Source organism: Paenibacillus sp. FSL R5-0345 (assembly GCF_000758585.1).
Lineage (GTDB): Bacteria > Bacillota > Bacilli > Paenibacillales > Paenibacillaceae > Paenibacillus_AQ.
Genome location: NZ_CP009281.1, coordinates 3,590,761 through 3,608,040, shown reverse-complemented (window position 1 = coordinate 3,608,040; position 17,280 = coordinate 3,590,761). Strand labels below are relative to the sequence as shown.

Annotated in this window: 12 protein-coding genes; all 12 read left to right on the top strand. The window is 44.1% G+C overall.

What is annotated here, in order from left to right; translation table 11 throughout:
* Positions 1 to 83: 83 nt before the first annotated feature.
* Complete coding sequence (locus tag R50345_RS15920) at positions 84 to 1,286, top strand: MFS transporter (protein ID WP_042132220.1); 1,203 nt, start codon at positions 84 to 86, stop codon at positions 1,284 to 1,286.
* A 178-nt stretch (positions 1,287 to 1,464) separates the two neighbouring features.
* The gene (locus R50345_RS15915) at positions 1,465 to 3,069 is read left to right on the top strand and encodes a TerB N-terminal domain-containing protein (RefSeq protein WP_042128104.1); all 1,605 of its coding nucleotides are present in this window, start codon (positions 1,465 to 1,467) and stop codon (positions 3,067 to 3,069) included.
* Positions 3,070 to 3,084: 15 nt separating this feature from the next.
* Complete coding sequence (locus R50345_RS15910; protein WP_042128102.1) at positions 3,085 to 4,404, top strand: ATP-binding protein; 1,320 nt, start codon at positions 3,085 to 3,087, stop codon at positions 4,402 to 4,404.
* Positions 4,401 to 6,599: a DEAD/DEAH box helicase gene (locus tag R50345_RS15905; protein ID WP_042128101.1), complete on the top strand. Its 2,199-nt coding sequence runs from the start codon at positions 4,401 to 4,403 to the stop codon at positions 6,597 to 6,599. The genes R50345_RS15910 and R50345_RS15905 overlap by 4 nt, the downstream gene beginning before the upstream one ends.
* Positions 6,600 to 6,776: 177 nt before the next feature.
* Entirely contained in the window at positions 6,777 to 8,447 is a 1,671-nt protein-coding gene (locus R50345_RS15900; protein ID WP_042128098.1) for a spore germination protein, read from the top strand.
* A 38-nt stretch (positions 8,448 to 8,485) separates the two neighbouring features.
* A complete protein-coding gene (locus tag R50345_RS15895; RefSeq protein ID WP_042128096.1) occupies positions 8,486 to 9,589 on the top strand; it encodes a GerAB/ArcD/ProY family transporter in 1,104 nt (367 codons plus the stop codon).
* The gene (locus R50345_RS15890; RefSeq protein ID WP_042128094.1) at positions 9,582 to 10,772 is read left to right on the top strand and encodes a Ger(x)C family spore germination protein; all 1,191 of its coding nucleotides are present in this window, start codon (positions 9,582 to 9,584) and stop codon (positions 10,770 to 10,772) included. The genes R50345_RS15895 and R50345_RS15890 overlap by 8 nt, the downstream gene beginning before the upstream one ends.
* A gap of 177 nt (positions 10,773 to 10,949) precedes the next feature.
* A complete protein-coding gene (locus R50345_RS15885) occupies positions 10,950 to 12,323 on the top strand; it encodes a sugar ABC transporter substrate-binding protein (RefSeq protein WP_042128092.1) in 1,374 nt (457 codons plus the stop codon).
* 76 nt (positions 12,324 to 12,399) lie between these two features.
* Positions 12,400 to 13,293, top strand: a complete 894-nt coding sequence (locus tag R50345_RS15880) for a carbohydrate ABC transporter permease (protein WP_042128090.1) — start codon at positions 12,400 to 12,402, stop codon at positions 13,291 to 13,293.
* Positions 13,294 to 13,310: 17 nt separating this feature from the next.
* Complete coding sequence (locus R50345_RS15875; RefSeq protein WP_231573787.1) at positions 13,311 to 14,234, top strand: carbohydrate ABC transporter permease; 924 nt, start codon at positions 13,311 to 13,313, stop codon at positions 14,232 to 14,234.
* A 78-nt stretch (positions 14,235 to 14,312) separates the two neighbouring features.
* Positions 14,313 to 16,094: a cache domain-containing sensor histidine kinase gene (locus R50345_RS15870; RefSeq protein WP_052414622.1), complete on the top strand. Its 1,782-nt coding sequence runs from the start codon at positions 14,313 to 14,315 to the stop codon at positions 16,092 to 16,094.
* Positions 16,075 to 17,259, top strand: a complete 1,185-nt coding sequence (locus tag R50345_RS15865; protein ID WP_042128088.1) for a response regulator — start codon at positions 16,075 to 16,077, stop codon at positions 17,257 to 17,259. Before R50345_RS15870 ends, R50345_RS15865 begins: the two co-directional genes overlap by 20 nt.
* The last annotated feature ends 21 nt before the right edge of the window (positions 17,260 to 17,280 follow it).

Sequence of the window (17,280 nt, the reverse complement as noted above, 5' to 3'; positions counted from 1 at the left end):
AATTTTAAAATGTATAAGTGAAACAATCAAAAGTAGTTTTATTAGAGAGATGTTGGATATAAGGGGGTTTGGAAGTGAATCAAATGACACTGCTGCGGAATCCAAAACAAAGGAAACTGCTCTTCAGCGCAGGCTTAAGCTGGATGTTCGACGCGATGGACGTTGGGATGATTTCTTTTGTTGTCGCGGCTTTAGCCAAGGATTGGAGTCTGGGACCGGAGCAGATCGGTATATTGACAAGTATTAACTCCGTGGGCATGGCTGTAGGTGCCGCAGCGGCAGGAATATTAGCAGATCGCTTTGGACGTAAACCGATACTACTGTGGACACTCCTGATTTTCTCGGCCGCAAGTGGATTGTCGGCTTTTGCTACAGGCTTCGGAATACTCTGTGTACTCAGGTTTATCGCTGGGTTTGGACTTGGCGGGGAGCTGCCTGTCGCCTCAACATTAGTGTCTGAAAGTATGCCTGCCCGTGAGAGAGGCCGTGCGGTTGTGCTGCTGGAGAGCTTTTGGGCGGTTGGATGGATCGCTTCTGCATTAATTGCATTCTTCGTCATTCCTGATTATGGCTGGCGTGTAGCATTCGGTATTGGTGCTGTTCCCGCTCTGTATGCGCTATATTTAAGACGAGCAATAGACGATTCACCGAAGTTTGCAGAGATTAAGAAAGCGCCTGTGTCCTTGAAAAAACGTATCGCAACGGTATGGTCACCAGAGTATCGTCGTTCTACTATTATGCTGTGGATTTTATGGTTTACCGTGGTGTTTTCGTATTATGGCATGTTTCTGTGGTTACCTACAGTTATGGTTCTTAAAGGCTTTAGCTTGGTTAAAAGCTTTGAATACGTGCTTATCATGACACTCGCACAGCTGCCTGGTTACTTTACTGCCGCTTATTTCATCGAAAAGTTCGGCCGTAAGTTTGTCTTAGTCATTTATATGCTGTTCACTGCTGTCAGTGCTGCATGGTTTGGTAATGCAACTACAGAAGGTATGCTAATGGCTGCGGGGATTTGCTTATCGTTCTTTAATCTCGGAGCATGGGGCGGCATGTACGCTTATACACCAGAGTTGTACCCAACAGCTATTCGTTCGACAGGGGCTGGTTTAGCAACTTCCTTTGGCCGGATTGGTGGTATCATCGCACCTTTACTAGTAGGGGTGCTGGTAGGTAAATCTATAGCTATTGGCTCGATCTTCATGTTGTTTTTTGTAACGATTATTATCGGTGCATTAGCAGTGCTCTTCCTAGGAAAAGAGACAAAGGGAACGGAGCTTCTGTAGATGATAATTCTTCATTACATACTTGATGTTAATCTATCAACAATGCTAATATTTAATAAGAACAAAACGGTTCCTTCACAGTTGTGAACAGGGCCGTTTTTTTTAACATATCGGAAGTTATATATAGTGGAAACACTTTACGTTAGTCCTTCTTTTATTAAGAACGGAGCGATCGAACATGAATAAGGATAGGAAGCAGCCTCATTTTACGGAACTAGTCTGGGAAAGTACGGAACAAAATGTTCCGATACCCCCGCGAAATTCATCAGAATCAGCGCTGCCTAAGAGATCTTCTGCAAATAAAGAGAAGCCCAAAACATCTTCTGAGCCTTCTCTGCAGTTACAGCTTTGGGATCTAGAGACTGACACCCCGGAGCCTGTGACAACAACCGAAGGTCAGTTTGTAACAAGAGCGAAGGAATTGGAACATAGAACCGAGGATTCGGCACTATATGTTCCATTTAAGAGTTACTGGCCCACGTATGGTCATATGACAGGCACACAAAGTAGATGGTATTTTTATTGGCGTAACGAAGTTAGACAGGGTAGATATCCAAAAACGGATCTTTCATATATATTTCTTCATGTGTATGAGCTTATTAATGGTGTAGGTTGGAAAGATCCTTATGATGGCTATAAGCAGCTCAGTCAAATCTGGGAAGCTTATCGAGAAAATTATAAACGTCTAGATCAATATTTGGGCGGTTGGATTGCGGACTACTCGTTTGTTCATCATTTGGATGTGCCTCTATCTTTAATCGTTGCTCGTTCACGCGGTCTTGCCGGTGATCTGGCAGAGCTAGAGTTAGAGAGATGTCTTACTGTAGCTCCTGAGCAGCTAACCTTTACGGTATTAACAGCAATGTCGGACTACGATATTAGTAAATCGAAGTTTTATATGGGGGAAGGTAAAGAAGCCCTCGAACGATATATTCCGCAGGTAGTGGCATTAATCAACGCTTATGTTACGCGGAAACATGGCTCGAATCTGGTTGAAATGTTCCCGCCTGGTCCCTCAGTGATGCGGGAGCGTTATTTATTCCGTAGCGCCGTATATGATATTTCGTTATATGGCTATTCTGTACTTATACCGGTTGTGCGTATTAGTAAATCTGCACCACTTCGAAGTTTGATTACAAGGCTATTTCGATTGACTGAGAATAAATTACGTGAACTGATGGGATATCGAGGTCGGCTCAAAGGGGTTAACGTGGATGCGGATATGGATGACCTAATCACTCGTTTCCTGAAGCGGGAGTTTGAGAAAGAGAAACTGGAGGATAAGGGTCCAGCAGTAGTCATTGACCGTGAGAAGCTTGAAAGACTGCAAAGTGATTCCGAGATTGTACGAACCATGCTTACGGTTGAGGAAATGAATGAGCTGGAGGAACTTGAGGATAGCGGTTTTGAGATTACTAATGAGGAATCCGAGCTTGAAGAAGTAGTACAAAAAGAAGAATTTGAAGATATTGAGGATGAAATCATTGTACCGCTCCAGTCTCTTGAGCCTGAATTAACGATAGAAGAAATTCAATCTGCAAACGTAGATACGGAGTGGGAGCAGTTCGCTAAGGCTTTAAGTCCACTCCAGCATGAAGCGCTCCTTGCGCTTATAAACGAGGATGGAACACAAACCATACAGAAGCTAGCGGCTGTAAACGGCACAATGTCAGAGCTCTTGATTGATGAGATCAATGACATCGCAATGGACATTCTAGGTGATTTGATCATAGATGTTGAAGAAATTGCAGAGGAATATAAAATTTATCTGCTTAATATTTAATGGGGTGAACTTTAGATGGACGTTTTGAAAATTCCTAAACGTATGACGACAGCGCTAGTTAATTCACTGACAGCCGGTGTGGTTCCACGTATCGGACTAGAACATATAGCCGTTGGTCGTCGGCCAGAGATTGAAGCAATCTTGAGAGATATGGACAATATCGCGGAGGGTGGAGCGGCCTTTAAGCTGATTACAGGCAAATTCGGTAGCGGTAAAAGCTTTCTTTTGCAGATGATCCGTAATTATGCGATGGATCGGGATTTTGTAGTAGCCGATGCGGATCTATCCCCTGAAAGAAGATTGGTGGGAACAAAAGGACAAGGTCTTGCTACATATCGAGAGCTGATGAGTCATTTGTCTACCCGGACGCGTCCAGATGGAGGTGCACTGGAGATTATTTTGCAAAAATGGATCATTTCGCTTCAGCAGTCTGTGATGCAAGAGAATGAATATGGCCCTGATCACCCCCAGCTTGGAGACGAGGTAGAGAAACGAATCTATGCTGTAGCCTCCGAAATGCGCGGTTTGGTGCATGGATTTGATTTTGCCAAAGTGCTGGCTTCTTATTGGAATGCACATAAGCTCGCTGACGATGAATTGAAGCAAGATTCCCTTCGCTGGCTAAGAGGTGAATTCGCTACTCGAACGGAAGCACGAAAAGCACTTGGTGTTGGCGTGATTATTGATGATGATAATTGGTATGATTATATGAAGCTGTGGGCAGAATTCACTTCTGCTATCGGTTATAAGGGACTGCTGTTGTTCATAGACGAAGGCGTCAACCTCTACAAAATCACGAACAGTATCTCACGTCAGAGTAATTATGAGAAGCTGCTTACGATGTTCAACGATACGATGCAGGGCAAGGCAGAAAGCCTAGGAATTTTTATAGGGGGGACTCCGCAGTTTGTGGAGGATGGACGGCGTGGATTATTTAGTTATGAAGCGCTGCGTTCTAGATTAGTTGCAGGAAGATACGGTGCAGCAGGTCTGAATAATTTCACTGGACCTATTATTGCACTGGACATGCTCTCACACGAAGAAATCCTAATCCTTTTGCAAAAGCTTAGAGATATTCATGCGCTACATTATGGTTATGAAGCACAGTTAACACAGGAACAATTGGTTCATTTTATGGAAGAAGCTGTGGGCAGATTAGGGGCAGACGAGCTCCTGACACCGCGTGAAGTGGTACGTGATTTCATGGATCTACTTCACACTTTGCACCAGCATCCGGAGATTTCATTCGAGAAGCTAGTGGGCGAACGAACCTCTAAACCTGCTGATACTGAGCAAAACGAGTTGGATGGATTCCTCGCGGAGTTTGAATTATGAGTGATAATCCGTTTTATAGGCTGGCTCCCTTCATTAAAGAGTTTATTTATAAAAATCGCTGGGAGACGTTGCGTGAGGCGCAGGTGGATGCCTGCCGAGTGCTGTTTGATACGCCGCATCACTTACTGATTGCTTCGGGTACTGCTTCAGGTAAGACTGAGGCGGCTTTTTTTCCAGCGCTTACTGAGTTATATGAACGTCCTTCCGGTTCGGTCGGTATTCTATATATTGCTCCCTTGAAAGCATTGATTAACGATCAATTTACACGGCTGAACGATTTGCTCCGTGAAGGCAATATTCCGGTGTGGCACTGGCATGGGGATGTTCCGCAAGCCGATAAGACGAAACTGGTGCAGAATCCTTCCGGCGTGCTACAGATTACCCCTGAATCGCTTGAAGGACTATTGATGAACCGCCCGAATGCTATTCCGGCGCTGTTCCATGACTTGCGTTACATAGTCATTGATGAGGTGCATGCCTTTATGGGTGCTGATCGGGGGATTCAGGTTCTGAGTCAGCTGGCGAGAATCTCACGAATGGCGGGATGTCATCCGCGCAGAGTCGGTCTATCGGCTACGCTTAGCGACTATGCTTCGGTGACGGAGTGGCTGGCGGCAGGGACGCGGGAGAGCGTAGAGGTGTCCGCTCCACAAGGCGGGCGTAAGCTCCGTTTAAGTGTGGAGCATTTCTCTTTCCCGGATGCACGGGATGAAGTGCAGGCAGAGCATTTAGAACGCGCGAAGCAGTCTTACTACGATTTCATTTACGATCATACGCATCTTAAGAAAGCGTTGATCTTCACGAATAGCCGCTCGGATGCGGAGACGGCGACCCTTGAGCTGCGGAGAACGGCCGCGAAGCGTGGGGAACGGGATGTTTTTCACGTTCACCATGGCAGCATCTCCGCAATGCTCCGCGAAGAGACGGAAGCCGCGCTGCGGCAAGGCTCCGGACCTGCAGTTGCGGCAGCGACATTGACGCTGGAGCTGGGCATTGATCTAGGAGAGCTGGAGCGGGTGCTCCAGGTCGGCGCTCCCTATAGCTGCGCAAGCTTTGTGCAGCGACTCGGTCGCTCGGGCAGGCGCGGTGACGCCGCATCCGAGATGATCTTTGTCACGCCCGAGGAAGAGGATGAGGAAGCGCAGCTTCCGGCAAGGATGCCTTGGACGCTCCTTCGAGCGATAGCGGTTATAGAGCTATATGTGCGCGAGAAGTGGGTTGAACCACTGGTGGTGCGCCAGCTGCCAGTTGGGCTGTTATACCATCAGACGATGAGCATATTGAAGAGTATGGGGGAGGCGGAGCCGGAGGATTTAAAGGAGGCTGTACTGAGCTTGCCTTCCTTCAATAGTATTGATCCCGCGGATTACGACATCTTCATGACTTATATGCTGGGCATGGGGCAAATCGAGAAGATGGATGAAGGCAGCTTGATTATTGGGATGGCGGGAGAAAAGATAGTGAACAATTTCCGCTTCTACGCAGTATTCAAAGACGATGAGGAGCATGTTGTCTATAACGGAACAGAGGAGATTGGATCTATTACAACGGTACCACCGCCAGGTTATTGTTTTACTCTGGCAGGGAAGCTTTGGAAGGTAGAAGAGGTCGATAATCGCCATAAAGCTGTTTATGTAAAAACTTCACGCGGTAAGGTGGATACGCTGTGGCTTGGAGCGGGTGGAGATGTACATACACGTATCATGACCAAAATCCGCGAAGTCTTAGGGGCTACTGCGTTATATCCGTATTTAGCTCCGAGTGCGGCTGCGCGTCTTGAACGAGCCCGCCGTTTAGCGAAGGAGAGTGGATTGCTTGAACGCTCCGTTATGCCCGCAGGAGGAGATTCGTTGTTTATTCTGCCATGGGCGGGTAGTCGGCAGTTCCGCACACTGGAGCGCCTTCTCAAGAATAATTTGAAGAGCTCACAGGGACTTCGATCTATCGTGCCGATGGAACCTTATTATATGGTGGTTGCAGGCAAAACAGATGCAGAAACGCTGGAAGCGGAAATCATTGCTGAAAGTATGGCTGCCTCAGATCCTTTATCATTGTTATCTCCAGATGAAGCACCCTACCTTGGAAAGTATGATGAGTTCATCCCACATGAATTGCTTCGCAAGGCTTTTTCCTTGGATGGACTAGATGTTCCTGGGCTGCTTGAAGTGCTAAAACACTGGCGGCAACCACAGTAAATATAGTTAAGCATTTTAATTGAGACGCCCACTTATGTGGGCGTCTCTTTATGTTCAGACCCTCAGGGATATTTACCCTTCGCATCGATATAGACTTTCCTGCTATTCCAAAAGTTGTATAAAAATTTAGCGGACGGAGAATAGTACCAAAAAGATTCCTATTAAAGGATGATAACGATGTGGTCTAAAATAGTCTCTTATATTCCGGATTGGACAATTTTCATTCAGGCGGCGATCACGCTGCTCTTTCCCATAGGGATTTATTATCTTTACAAGCATTTGTATTTCTATGTTGGAAGCGGACGCTCCAAGGAATCAGGGGCTAACTCTCAGGATGCGGAGCTAAAGAAGACAGACAATGGGGAAGCAAATCAACAGCAGCCTAAGACTACAGTGTTTATCCAAAATTACGATGCCGACCTTGCGGTGATAAGAACGGCATTGGAGGGAAACAGTGATGTGCATTTCCGTGAATTTACAGTCAAAGGTATTCAGGCACGTGCCGCATTGGTCTATGTGGAGGGTATGCAGGATGAAGAACTAATCAATCAACAGGTGTTGCAAAATCTGATGTTTGCCGGTGAAATGCAGGCTTCAGAAGGAATATACACCTTCATGAAACAGAATATGCTCCCGCTAGCTCAGCTTAGTGATGCCAGAGATTTGGACCATCTACAGGAGTCTGTCCTGTTTGGATATACCGCACTGATTGTTGAAGGTATGCGAGAGATGCTTCTAGTTGGCTTTCCACATGGGGCTGTGCGCTCGATTAATGAGCCGACTTCGGAGGCTTTACTGCGAGGACCACGGATTGGCTTTACCGAAGTGCTCAGTGAGAATACCTCTATGCTGCGGCGACAAGGGCTCAATAAGAATCTGGAAATGAAAAGGGTTGAAGTAGGTAGCGAAATCAAGAAGGATCTGATTATTGCTTATATGAAAAACATTGTAAATCCTGATCTGCTACAGGAAGTGAAGGACCGCATCTCCAAAATTGATATGGATTTCATTCTGGAATCTGGCTATGTAGAGCAGTTGATCGAGGATGATTATTTAAGTCCGTTTCAGCAAACACAGAACACGGAAAGACCCGATCGTGTGATTGCCTCCTTATTAGAAGGAAGAGTTGCCATTTTGCTTGATGGCACACCGTTTGCACTTATTGTTCCGGTGACGTTCAGTATGCTTTTGCAGTCTCCTGAGGATTACTATGAGCGCTGGTTTCCAGGAACACTATTACGGGTGCTACGGTTTTGCGCATCATTTCTGGCTCTGTTAGCCCCGGCGCTGTATATTTCTTTTATCTCCTTTCATCCGGGGCTAATTCCTACACAACTGGCGATTTCCATTATCGAAACACGCCAAGGTGTACCCTTTCCTGCTTTAATTGAAGTGTTGATTCTGGAGATTTCTATTGAAATCTTACGTGAAGCTGGAATTCGTCTGCCGAAGCCCATAGGTCCGGCAATGGGAATTGTCGGAGGTCTGATCATTGGAGATGCCGCGGTACAGGCCGGTATTGTAAGTCCCTTTCTAGTAATTGTCGTAGCCGTGACAGCGATCTCTTCGTTTTCCATACCGATGTACAGTGCCGGCATTACCCTCCGGATCTTACGATTCGCAGGCATGTTATTTGCGGCGGTCCTGGGCATGTTCGGAACCATCCTGTTTTTTCTGCTGATTTGCAGTCATCTGACTCGACTTTCAAGCTTCGGGGTTCCTTACATCACCCCTATCTCGCCTTTCCGGGGAAGTGACTGGAAGGATTTATTCGTCCGTGCGCCGTTATCCATCATGAAGCGAAGACCAGAGATGCTGAAGACCCAAAAGAAAAAGCGCAGATCCTAGGGAATGTATTCTTATCAGGAGCAGAGGGGGAGACCACAGTGTTCAAACGGACGGATGACAAGATCACAACCTCACAGGCTGCCATAGTATTGACCAATTCGATGCTGGGTGCCGGAATTCTGACCTTGCCAAGAAGTGTTGTTAAGGCCGTGCAGACACCCGATGCCTGGATTTCTGTGGCGCTGGGTGGTGTCGTCGTGTTTATGGTAATTATGGTTATGGTGAAGCTTAGTCAGCAATTCCCAGGAAAAACTGTTTTTCAGTATTCCAAGAAAATTGTTGGAAAGCTTCCTGGCAGTGTGCTGAGTTCACTGTTAATTCTGTACTTTATAGTCATTGCAGGCTTCGAAATCCGTGTACTGGCGGAAGTAACGCTGTTCTTTCTTTTGGAAGGCACTCCAATCTGGGCGATAGTGATGCCATTCATCTGGGTTGGCACTTATTTAGTGTATGGTGGGATTAATTCTATAGCCCGTGTGTTTCAAATTGTGTTTCCGATCAGTATCTTTATCCTGATCATTTGTTTTATCTTAAGCACCAGAATATTTGATATCCATCATCTGCGTCCTTTTATGAGTGAAGGCCTTCTGCCGGCCGTCCGGGGGATGAAGTCGAGTATTCTGATCTTTACGGGATGTGAGGTTGTGATGACAATGACTACCTTTATGGAGCATCCGCAGGAAGCGGTCAAAGGGATGATGGTCGGTCTCTGCATCCCGCTGGTACTGTATTTGGTTACTGTTGTGATGGTTATTGGAGGTCTGTCCATCAATTCCGTAATCACCAGTACCTGGCCTACGATAGATTTGGTACGGAGTTTTGAAATCTCAGGTTTCTTTTTTGAACGATTTGAATTTCCGTTGCTAGTCATATGGCTGATGCAGATGTTCTGCAATTTTTGCAGTTTTTTCTTTAATGCGTCACTTGGAATCTCACAAGTGTTCAATTTAAAGATCCATCCGGTAATGTTCGCCTTAATGCCCGTAATCTTCATCTGCACGATGATCCCACAACGTATCAATGATGTCTTCAGTCTTGGTGATTCGATAGGCTATATGGGTGTGCTTATTTTTATATTGTTGCCACTATTATTGTCGATTGTATTACTGATCAGGAAGAAAGGACTCAAGCAGAATGTTTAGACAGAGGGTTATACACTTACTATTAATATTCGTGATTCTGCTTACACAGCCTGGTTGTTGGAGCAGTAAAGAGATTGAAGATCTGAGTGTTTATACAGGATTGGCGCTTGACAAGGGGGAACCTGAGGCGCTCGAACAGGAATTCGAGGAACATGGAGGAGGCTACCAAAAGCATAATAAAGTTACGGCAACCGTACAAATTGTGCCTGAAAGAACAATCGGAAACTCCGTTAAAGATGGCGAAACATCCAAAACCCATTATAACAATATTTCAGAAACAGGGGATTCTCTGCTTGAAGTATTTCGTCAGTTCTCTATTCGTAAGAACCGCCCGATTATAGGCCATCATCTCAAGGTTATAGTTATATCAGAGGAGCTAGTACAGCAGGAGAAGATCAGACGGTTAATGGACTTTGTACTGCGAGATAACGATATCCGTCCCAGCTGTCTCATATTTCTTAGCCAAGGGCGTGCGTCCGATACGCTTATGACAACCGAGGAGGAGATTCCTTCCTTTCGACTGGCCGAGATGGTTCGTAACAACTTTAGAACCAGTAAAGTTATGAAGGGGATAACGTTATCGAATCTAGATGCGCTGATGTACTCCAAGCAAAGCTTTGTGTTGCAGAACGTTGTGGCGGCACAAGGGGAGATCGAATTTTCTGGAGCCGGTATTATCAAGGGAGATACAGGTCGTTGGATCGGTAACCTTGACCAGCATGATGTGGAGAGTATTGCCTGGATCAAAGGGGATATAAACGGCGGGAGCATCAAAGCATATGATCAGTCGAATGACTCGATTACTTATGAGATTAAATCCGTTAAGAGCAAGATTACGCTGAATGAGACCGATGATAAGAAAATATCATTTCATGTTGCGATTGAGTCCACTGGACGACTAATTGAGAATTGGGATGTGGATGAGCATTCCTCGAATGTTGTTTACCTCAAAGAGCTAGAAAAGATATTCGAAGAGAAATTAACCCAACATATCCATGCACTTATCCGCAAAATGCAATCTACTTACAAAGTGGATGTAGCAGGATTCGGAGATTGGTTCAGCATTGAAAAACCGCTTGTCTGGAAACAGATGAAGGATCATTGGGACGAGGAATTTACTCGTATTCCATTGACCTTTGATCTTAAGCTTAAGATTACTGATTTTGGTTCAACCTCTGATTGAACGAATATCGAAAATAGGTTTAATCGAAGCGCCCGCATTAGCGGGTGTTTCGTTATGTTCGGACATATATTGTATTTTTCTAGAAAAAACAAACCATTTATCTTAAATTTGACACCTTGTTGAAAGCGCTTAACAGTACAATAATTAGCCTATAACGAAAACAGGGGGCGTCAAACAATGGTCAGCAAAAAAATGAAGGCAACTTCAACAATTGCGTTATCAGCAGCTTTGGTTTTAAGTATGGCAGCGTGTGGAAATTCAAACAACAACGAGAGTAAAGGCGCTACAGAGTCGAAAGGGAATACAGCTACGAAAGCTCCAGATGCCGGAACTACAAAAACCGATAGCGGTAAGAAGGTTACGATTACATTTCAAAATATTTACCCGGATCCAGCTACACCTTCTTATAAGATGCTTCATGAATTAGTTGATCAATATGAAAAAGAGAATCCTAATATTCACATCGAACTGGATACTTTAAATACGGACCAGCAAAAGGTCAAATTGAAAACACAAGCCGCTTCCAAAGAAATTCCTGATATTACGATTGTTAACCCAGCTGCACAAATGAAACCCTTCGTTGATGCTAAGCTGTTCGCTCCTCTAAATGACATGCTGGATCAAAATGGACTGAAAGACACCTATCAATCCGGTCTGCTTGATTACTACAGCTTTGACGGCAATGTGTATGCACTGCCAGATGGTAATAACATCGAGGTAGTCTACTATAATAAAGAACTTTTCGAGCAAGCGGGAATCAAAGACACTCCTAAAACATTTGATGAATTACTCCAAGATGTAAAAACCTTGAAAGCAAAGGGCATTACGCCAATTGCGATCGGTGAAAAAGATTCCTGGACAGGTTCATTCTTGTTCATGAATATCCTGCTTCGCACTAATGGAGGACCTGGTTTCCTTCAAGATGTGCTGGATGGCAAAAAAACATTTGAAGATCCTGCTTTCGTAGAAGCTGTAGACCGGTTCCAAGACCTCGTGCAAGCAGGTGCATTCCCTGATGGAGCAACTTCCATTGATGCTAATGCAGGCGGTAATATCTTCAAATCCGGTAAAGCTGCTATGTGGGTTATCGGTTCATGGGAAACAGGCGCAATCGATGCTTCCTCAGTGGCTGGTAAAGCAGGAGCTTTCCAATTCCCAAGCGTCAATGGTAAAGGGGATCCAAATGAATTCATGCTCGCACCAGGTAGCGCCTTTGCGATTTCTGCGAACAGTGAGCATTTACAAGAAACGAAAGATTTCTTGAATTTCTTCACTCTGAATCTTCCTAAAAAACAATTTGAACTTAAAAATGCTGTAGGAATTGGTCAAAAAGTGGATGGAGACCTGAAAGGTGCAGGATATTCGGATCTGGCGATTAACATTTCAGGATTGTTTAATCAGGTTAAAGGTGGCGACTTGGCCTTTGACAACACCATGAACCCAGCTACTGCACAAGTCCATCTCAGCAGTATCCAAAATCTTTTTGTTCAAAAAGTGGATTCCGCTCAAGTAGCTAAAGAACATCAAACCGCATTTGAAGCTAATAAATAAGAAGGTTTCGAAAACGCGATGCGAGGGTGCTTAAACGCTTCTTCGCATCGTGTTTACATTCTAGGGGGCGGAAATAATGAAGGTACTAAAGGTTCCAGCGCGCACAATCGCCGTCTTCGTGTTACCTTGCCTGCTTTTGTATGTGTGCTTGGTGTTTGCTCCTATCCTAGTATCCTTTTATACAGGATTGCTGCAATGGGACGGAATTACGACTACGAAAACATTTGCTGGACTTGCTAATTTCAAAGAGATGTTTTTTCATGATCCAGTGTTTTGGCCATCCGTAAGGAGGACTTTGCTCTATGCGGTTGCTTCTATGGTGGAAATTCCATTTTGTTTGCTGATGGCTATTCTTCTAAATCGGTATGTGAGAAAAGGAAACACTTTAGTTTCTATTTACTTTACGCCGGTTATTTTGTCAGTGGTTATCATTGGGCAGCTCTGGAAAACGATCTATGATCCGGTCTCCATGGGAGGGATGTTGAACGGCGTTCTGATCTCACTTGGACTAGATAACTGGACTCACAATTGGATCACAGAACCTAAAATTGCGATGTTCGCGCTCTATGCAGTATCTCTTTGGCAATATTTCGGCTACCATTTGCTGATTCAATATACCGGGGTTCAGAATATTCCGGATGAGCTGTATGAAGCGGCAAAGATTGATGGGGCTGACGGATTCAAAGCCGACCGATATATCACTTTTCCGTTGATTATTCCAATCTTTAAAATATCTATCGTACTCGCATTTATAGGGTCATTGCAGGCTTTTGATCTTGTTATGGTTATGACAGCCGGTGGACCAGCTCATGCTACAGATGTGATTTCCACACATATGTACAACAGTTCATTCCTATCTTTTAAATATGGATATGGCAGTGCGATCGCTTCGTTCTTGGTTATTCTGTGTCTTGTGTTTACTGCTGGCATTAATACTATCTTTAATAAGCTCGAGAAAAAATTCAGTTAGCAAAGGAGTGCGCGATCATGCGGAATGTCAAGCATAAACGCCCAAAGCGTCCTTACAAGGACGGTAAGCGTTTAAGCGAGAAATATAAGAATAATGTATTCCGTGAAACTAATACGTTCTTATATTTTAAAAAAGGACTCGTGTATCTTCTCTTTGCGATTCCTGTCGTTACCCAGTTATATCCTCTTCTATGGCTAATGCTCTATTCCTTAAAGACTAATGAAGAGATTTTGGGAGGAAGTTTTTTCTCGTTTCCTAAAATATTTCAGTGGCATAACTATAGCGAAGCTTATAAAGCCGGTAGTTATCTAAAGTATTTATCCAACAGTGTTATAGTTACCGGTGTAACAATGATCTTCGTCATTCTGCTTAGCTCGATGGTAGCTTATGCGATCTCTCGCTTTCGTTGGCGTTACGGCAACTTGGTCATGACGATATTCTTAATGGGAATGATGATTCCCATGCAGGCCACTTTGCTGCCATTGATGATCATTTTCAAAAATATGCATATTCTAAATACGCATTTGTCGCTCATATTGCCTTATGTAGCTTTTTCAACGCCTATAGCAGTGTTTATTCTAAGTGGGTTTATGAAGAGTATTCCGCATGAAATCGAAGAATCGGCGTTTATCGATGGGGCGAGCGTATATCGGATCTTCCGCACGATTATTCTACCGGTCTCTATACCGCCGGTAATGACAGTATGTATTCTAACGTTTATTAACATTTGGAATGAGTATATCTTAGCGGCAACCTTCATTTCCTCCGAGAAATTGAAAACCTTGCCCTTTGGCGTCTACACGTTCGTTAGTCAGTATTCTGTAAACTATGGGAATATCGGTGCATTTCTAGTCATGGGTGCGTTGCCCGTCATTTTAATCTATTTCTTCTTATCTAACCAGATCACAAAAGGAATGGTAGCAGGGGCAGTAAAAGGCTAATATTGTATTGCAAAACATATAAATGGAATTATAATGAAGGAGCAGCAGGACAGATGAGTTGGAGGAGGGAAGCCTTTTTTGAGAAATAGCTTTCATTCCATTCACCATCGATTGTTTTTGCTGTTTCTTTTTTGTATGTCTAGCATTCTATTAATTGTGAGTCTACTCTATTACAACCGGACAACCGTACAGTTTCATGAAAAAATAAGCGATTTGTCGCAGAAAAATGTCGCTCAGACGGCGGATCTATTCAGCTTGCTGTACAAGGGGTATGACAGTCTCTCTAAATCACTCAGCAATAACTTTGAATTAATACGTCTGATAAATGAAACAAGCAATGAGCCCGCTGTAGCCTATATCAATGAACAGACGATTACAAATATTCTCGGCGCTATATTTTATTCTCGGGATGATCTTGTTGGTATCCATGTCATTACAGATAAAGGTAAGATCTATAATTACGGAAACTATATGAATGTGGTTGATCCCGATTATATGAAGGAAGATTGGTACCATCAGCTGCAGGCTTCCTCCGGTAAAATGGTCTGGCTCGGCGTCTATGAACATTCTCTTATCGATCAAGTGGAGGATAGTCCTGTGTTTGCCTTCGGCCGTCAGATTTACGATCTCAATGAACATAAACCAATTGGCATTGTTCTGTACGAAACGAATCCGAAGCCTGTTCTAGATGCGCTTGATAATGTGAAGCTGGGTGAGCATAGCCAGGTGTATTTAATGTCGCAGGATGGGCGATTCGTATCCTCTGCCGAAGATCAGGAACCTGATTTAACTCAGCTACCGTCTTTGCAGAACTCCCAGAATGTTGTGGTCGAACAGACAGCCAATCGTCTGCTTGTCGCTTCTAAACTGTCCTTCTCCGGTTGGTGGGTGCTTAGTATCACTCCTAATCGTGATCTAAATGTTGAGTTGGTAGAGATGAAACGTTATCTGTTCATTGTATTTTCAATTCTTATTCTCGTCTCTACTTTGATAGCTTCTATTGTTTCACGAACGATTTCTTTGCCGCTTAAAAAGGTGATTCGAGAGATGAAGCAAGTGGAGATCGGTAATTTTCGGGGAATGGTGAATGTTTCATCTTATCAGGAGATTAATATTCTTGTTGCTTCGTTTAATCGGATGGTTCGCCGGATCGAAGAACTAATCGAGCGGGTAAAACTTTCTTCCGTCAGTGAGAAGAATGCTGAGCTTCATGCCTTGCAATCCCAAGTGAACCCACATTTTCTATACAATACTCTGGATATGATTTATTGGATGCTGGATGAGGAAGGGAATGAGCAGCTAGGCGAGCTTGTGCTCTCGTTATCTTCTATGTTTCGGTACAGCAGTCATTGGGAAGTTGACGTAGAAGTCACGCTACGAGAAGAGCTGGAACAAATCGGGCACTATCTAAATATTATTTCTATCCGGCTGGAAGGTCGTCTACGGATTGAGATAAATATAGATGAACGATGGCTTGAGGTTCGCCTTCCCAAGATGACTGTACAACCGGTCATTGAAAATGCTGTAAAACATGGCTTGGAATCGCTCGATCGTCAAGGTATTCTGAAGGTGAGTATACTTGAAGAAACTGGAGTGCTGAACATCGTCGTTCAGGATAATGGCAAAGGTATGGATGCAGAGAAGCTGAATGCATTAGTGGAATCCTTGGATCGGCCATCAACGAAAGAAAATGGAAAAATGGGGATAGGTCTTCAGAATCTACATCAGCGGCTCCAGCATATGTTCGGAGAATCCTATGGGCTTGTGATTCGAAGTTTACCTGGAGAGGGAACCGAGGTTGCTATCGTGCTGCCGATTTCGCAGGAAGGAGAGCGTAGTCGTGAACATTCTCATAGCTGATGATGAACGGGTGATCCGCGAAGGGATCAAGCGTACTATAAGAAGTATTTATCCAGATTATTGTGTATATGTTGCAGCATCAACAGAAGAAGCTGTCAAGATTATGGAGGAACACTCCATTCATATCGTCTTAACAGATATCCTTATGCCTGGTATGAATGGCCTGGAGTTCATGAGGATTTCTAAGCGGAGGTATCCTTATGTCAAATGGGTAGTCATCTCTGCTCACAGTGAGTTTGCCTACGCGCAGGAGGCTGTTCGTCTTGGGGCGAGAGATTATTTACTTAAACCGATCGGCAAAAGCAAGCTGCTTGAGATTATCAGTAACTTAACGCAAGAAATTGAGCAGGATCGTAAGCTCATTAAAGATGAAGACCGATTAAGGTCAAGTCTGAAATTTTTAAGAGAAGGTGTGTTTCAGAGACTCGCATCTGGCTTTAATCTCGGCAATTTAGATATCAGTCAATTGATAGAAGATCATCAATATTTCTATTTGATTTTGCTGCAAATGGATGCGGGTGATAAAAACGTTCGTATAGAACATTTTATTGTTGAGAATGTATTAACTGAGTTGATAGAGCGAGACGGGAGCGGGTTTGTGGTCAGCTACGACCGACAGAGTTTGCTGGGCTTAATCACCTTAAGGGAAGAGGCGCGATTAGAAGCTTTTCTGGATGATGGGCGGACATATTTGAAGCAATATTTAAAAATACCCTTCCAAATGATTCATTCCGGACTAAGCTATGATATAAATTCTGTCCCACAGATCGTAACGAGCTTAAGAGAGGCCGCGAATTCGCAAGTATTGGATTTAGCACCTGCGAAAGGAAGCGGTGAAAAAGCCATCGACATCGCATTGCAATATGTAAAGGAACACTATTACGAAGACCTCAGTTTGGAAAAGATTTCGTCTGTTGTATTTTTGAATCCGGTCTACTTTAGTCAATTATTCAAACAGAAAACGGGTCAGGGGTATAAGGAGTACGTTACATCTTTACGATTAGAGCAAGCGAAGCTGCTGTTAGTGAATTCGAAGCTTAAGGTGGCAGAAATCGCTGAACGTATTGGATATCAGGACATGCGACATTTTACACAGATGTTTCGCAAGCGGTTCCTCTTAACTCCGACGGAATATCGTCAGCAGCTTCACAAAGGAGCATACTAAATTATCCATAGGTTAAGCAAA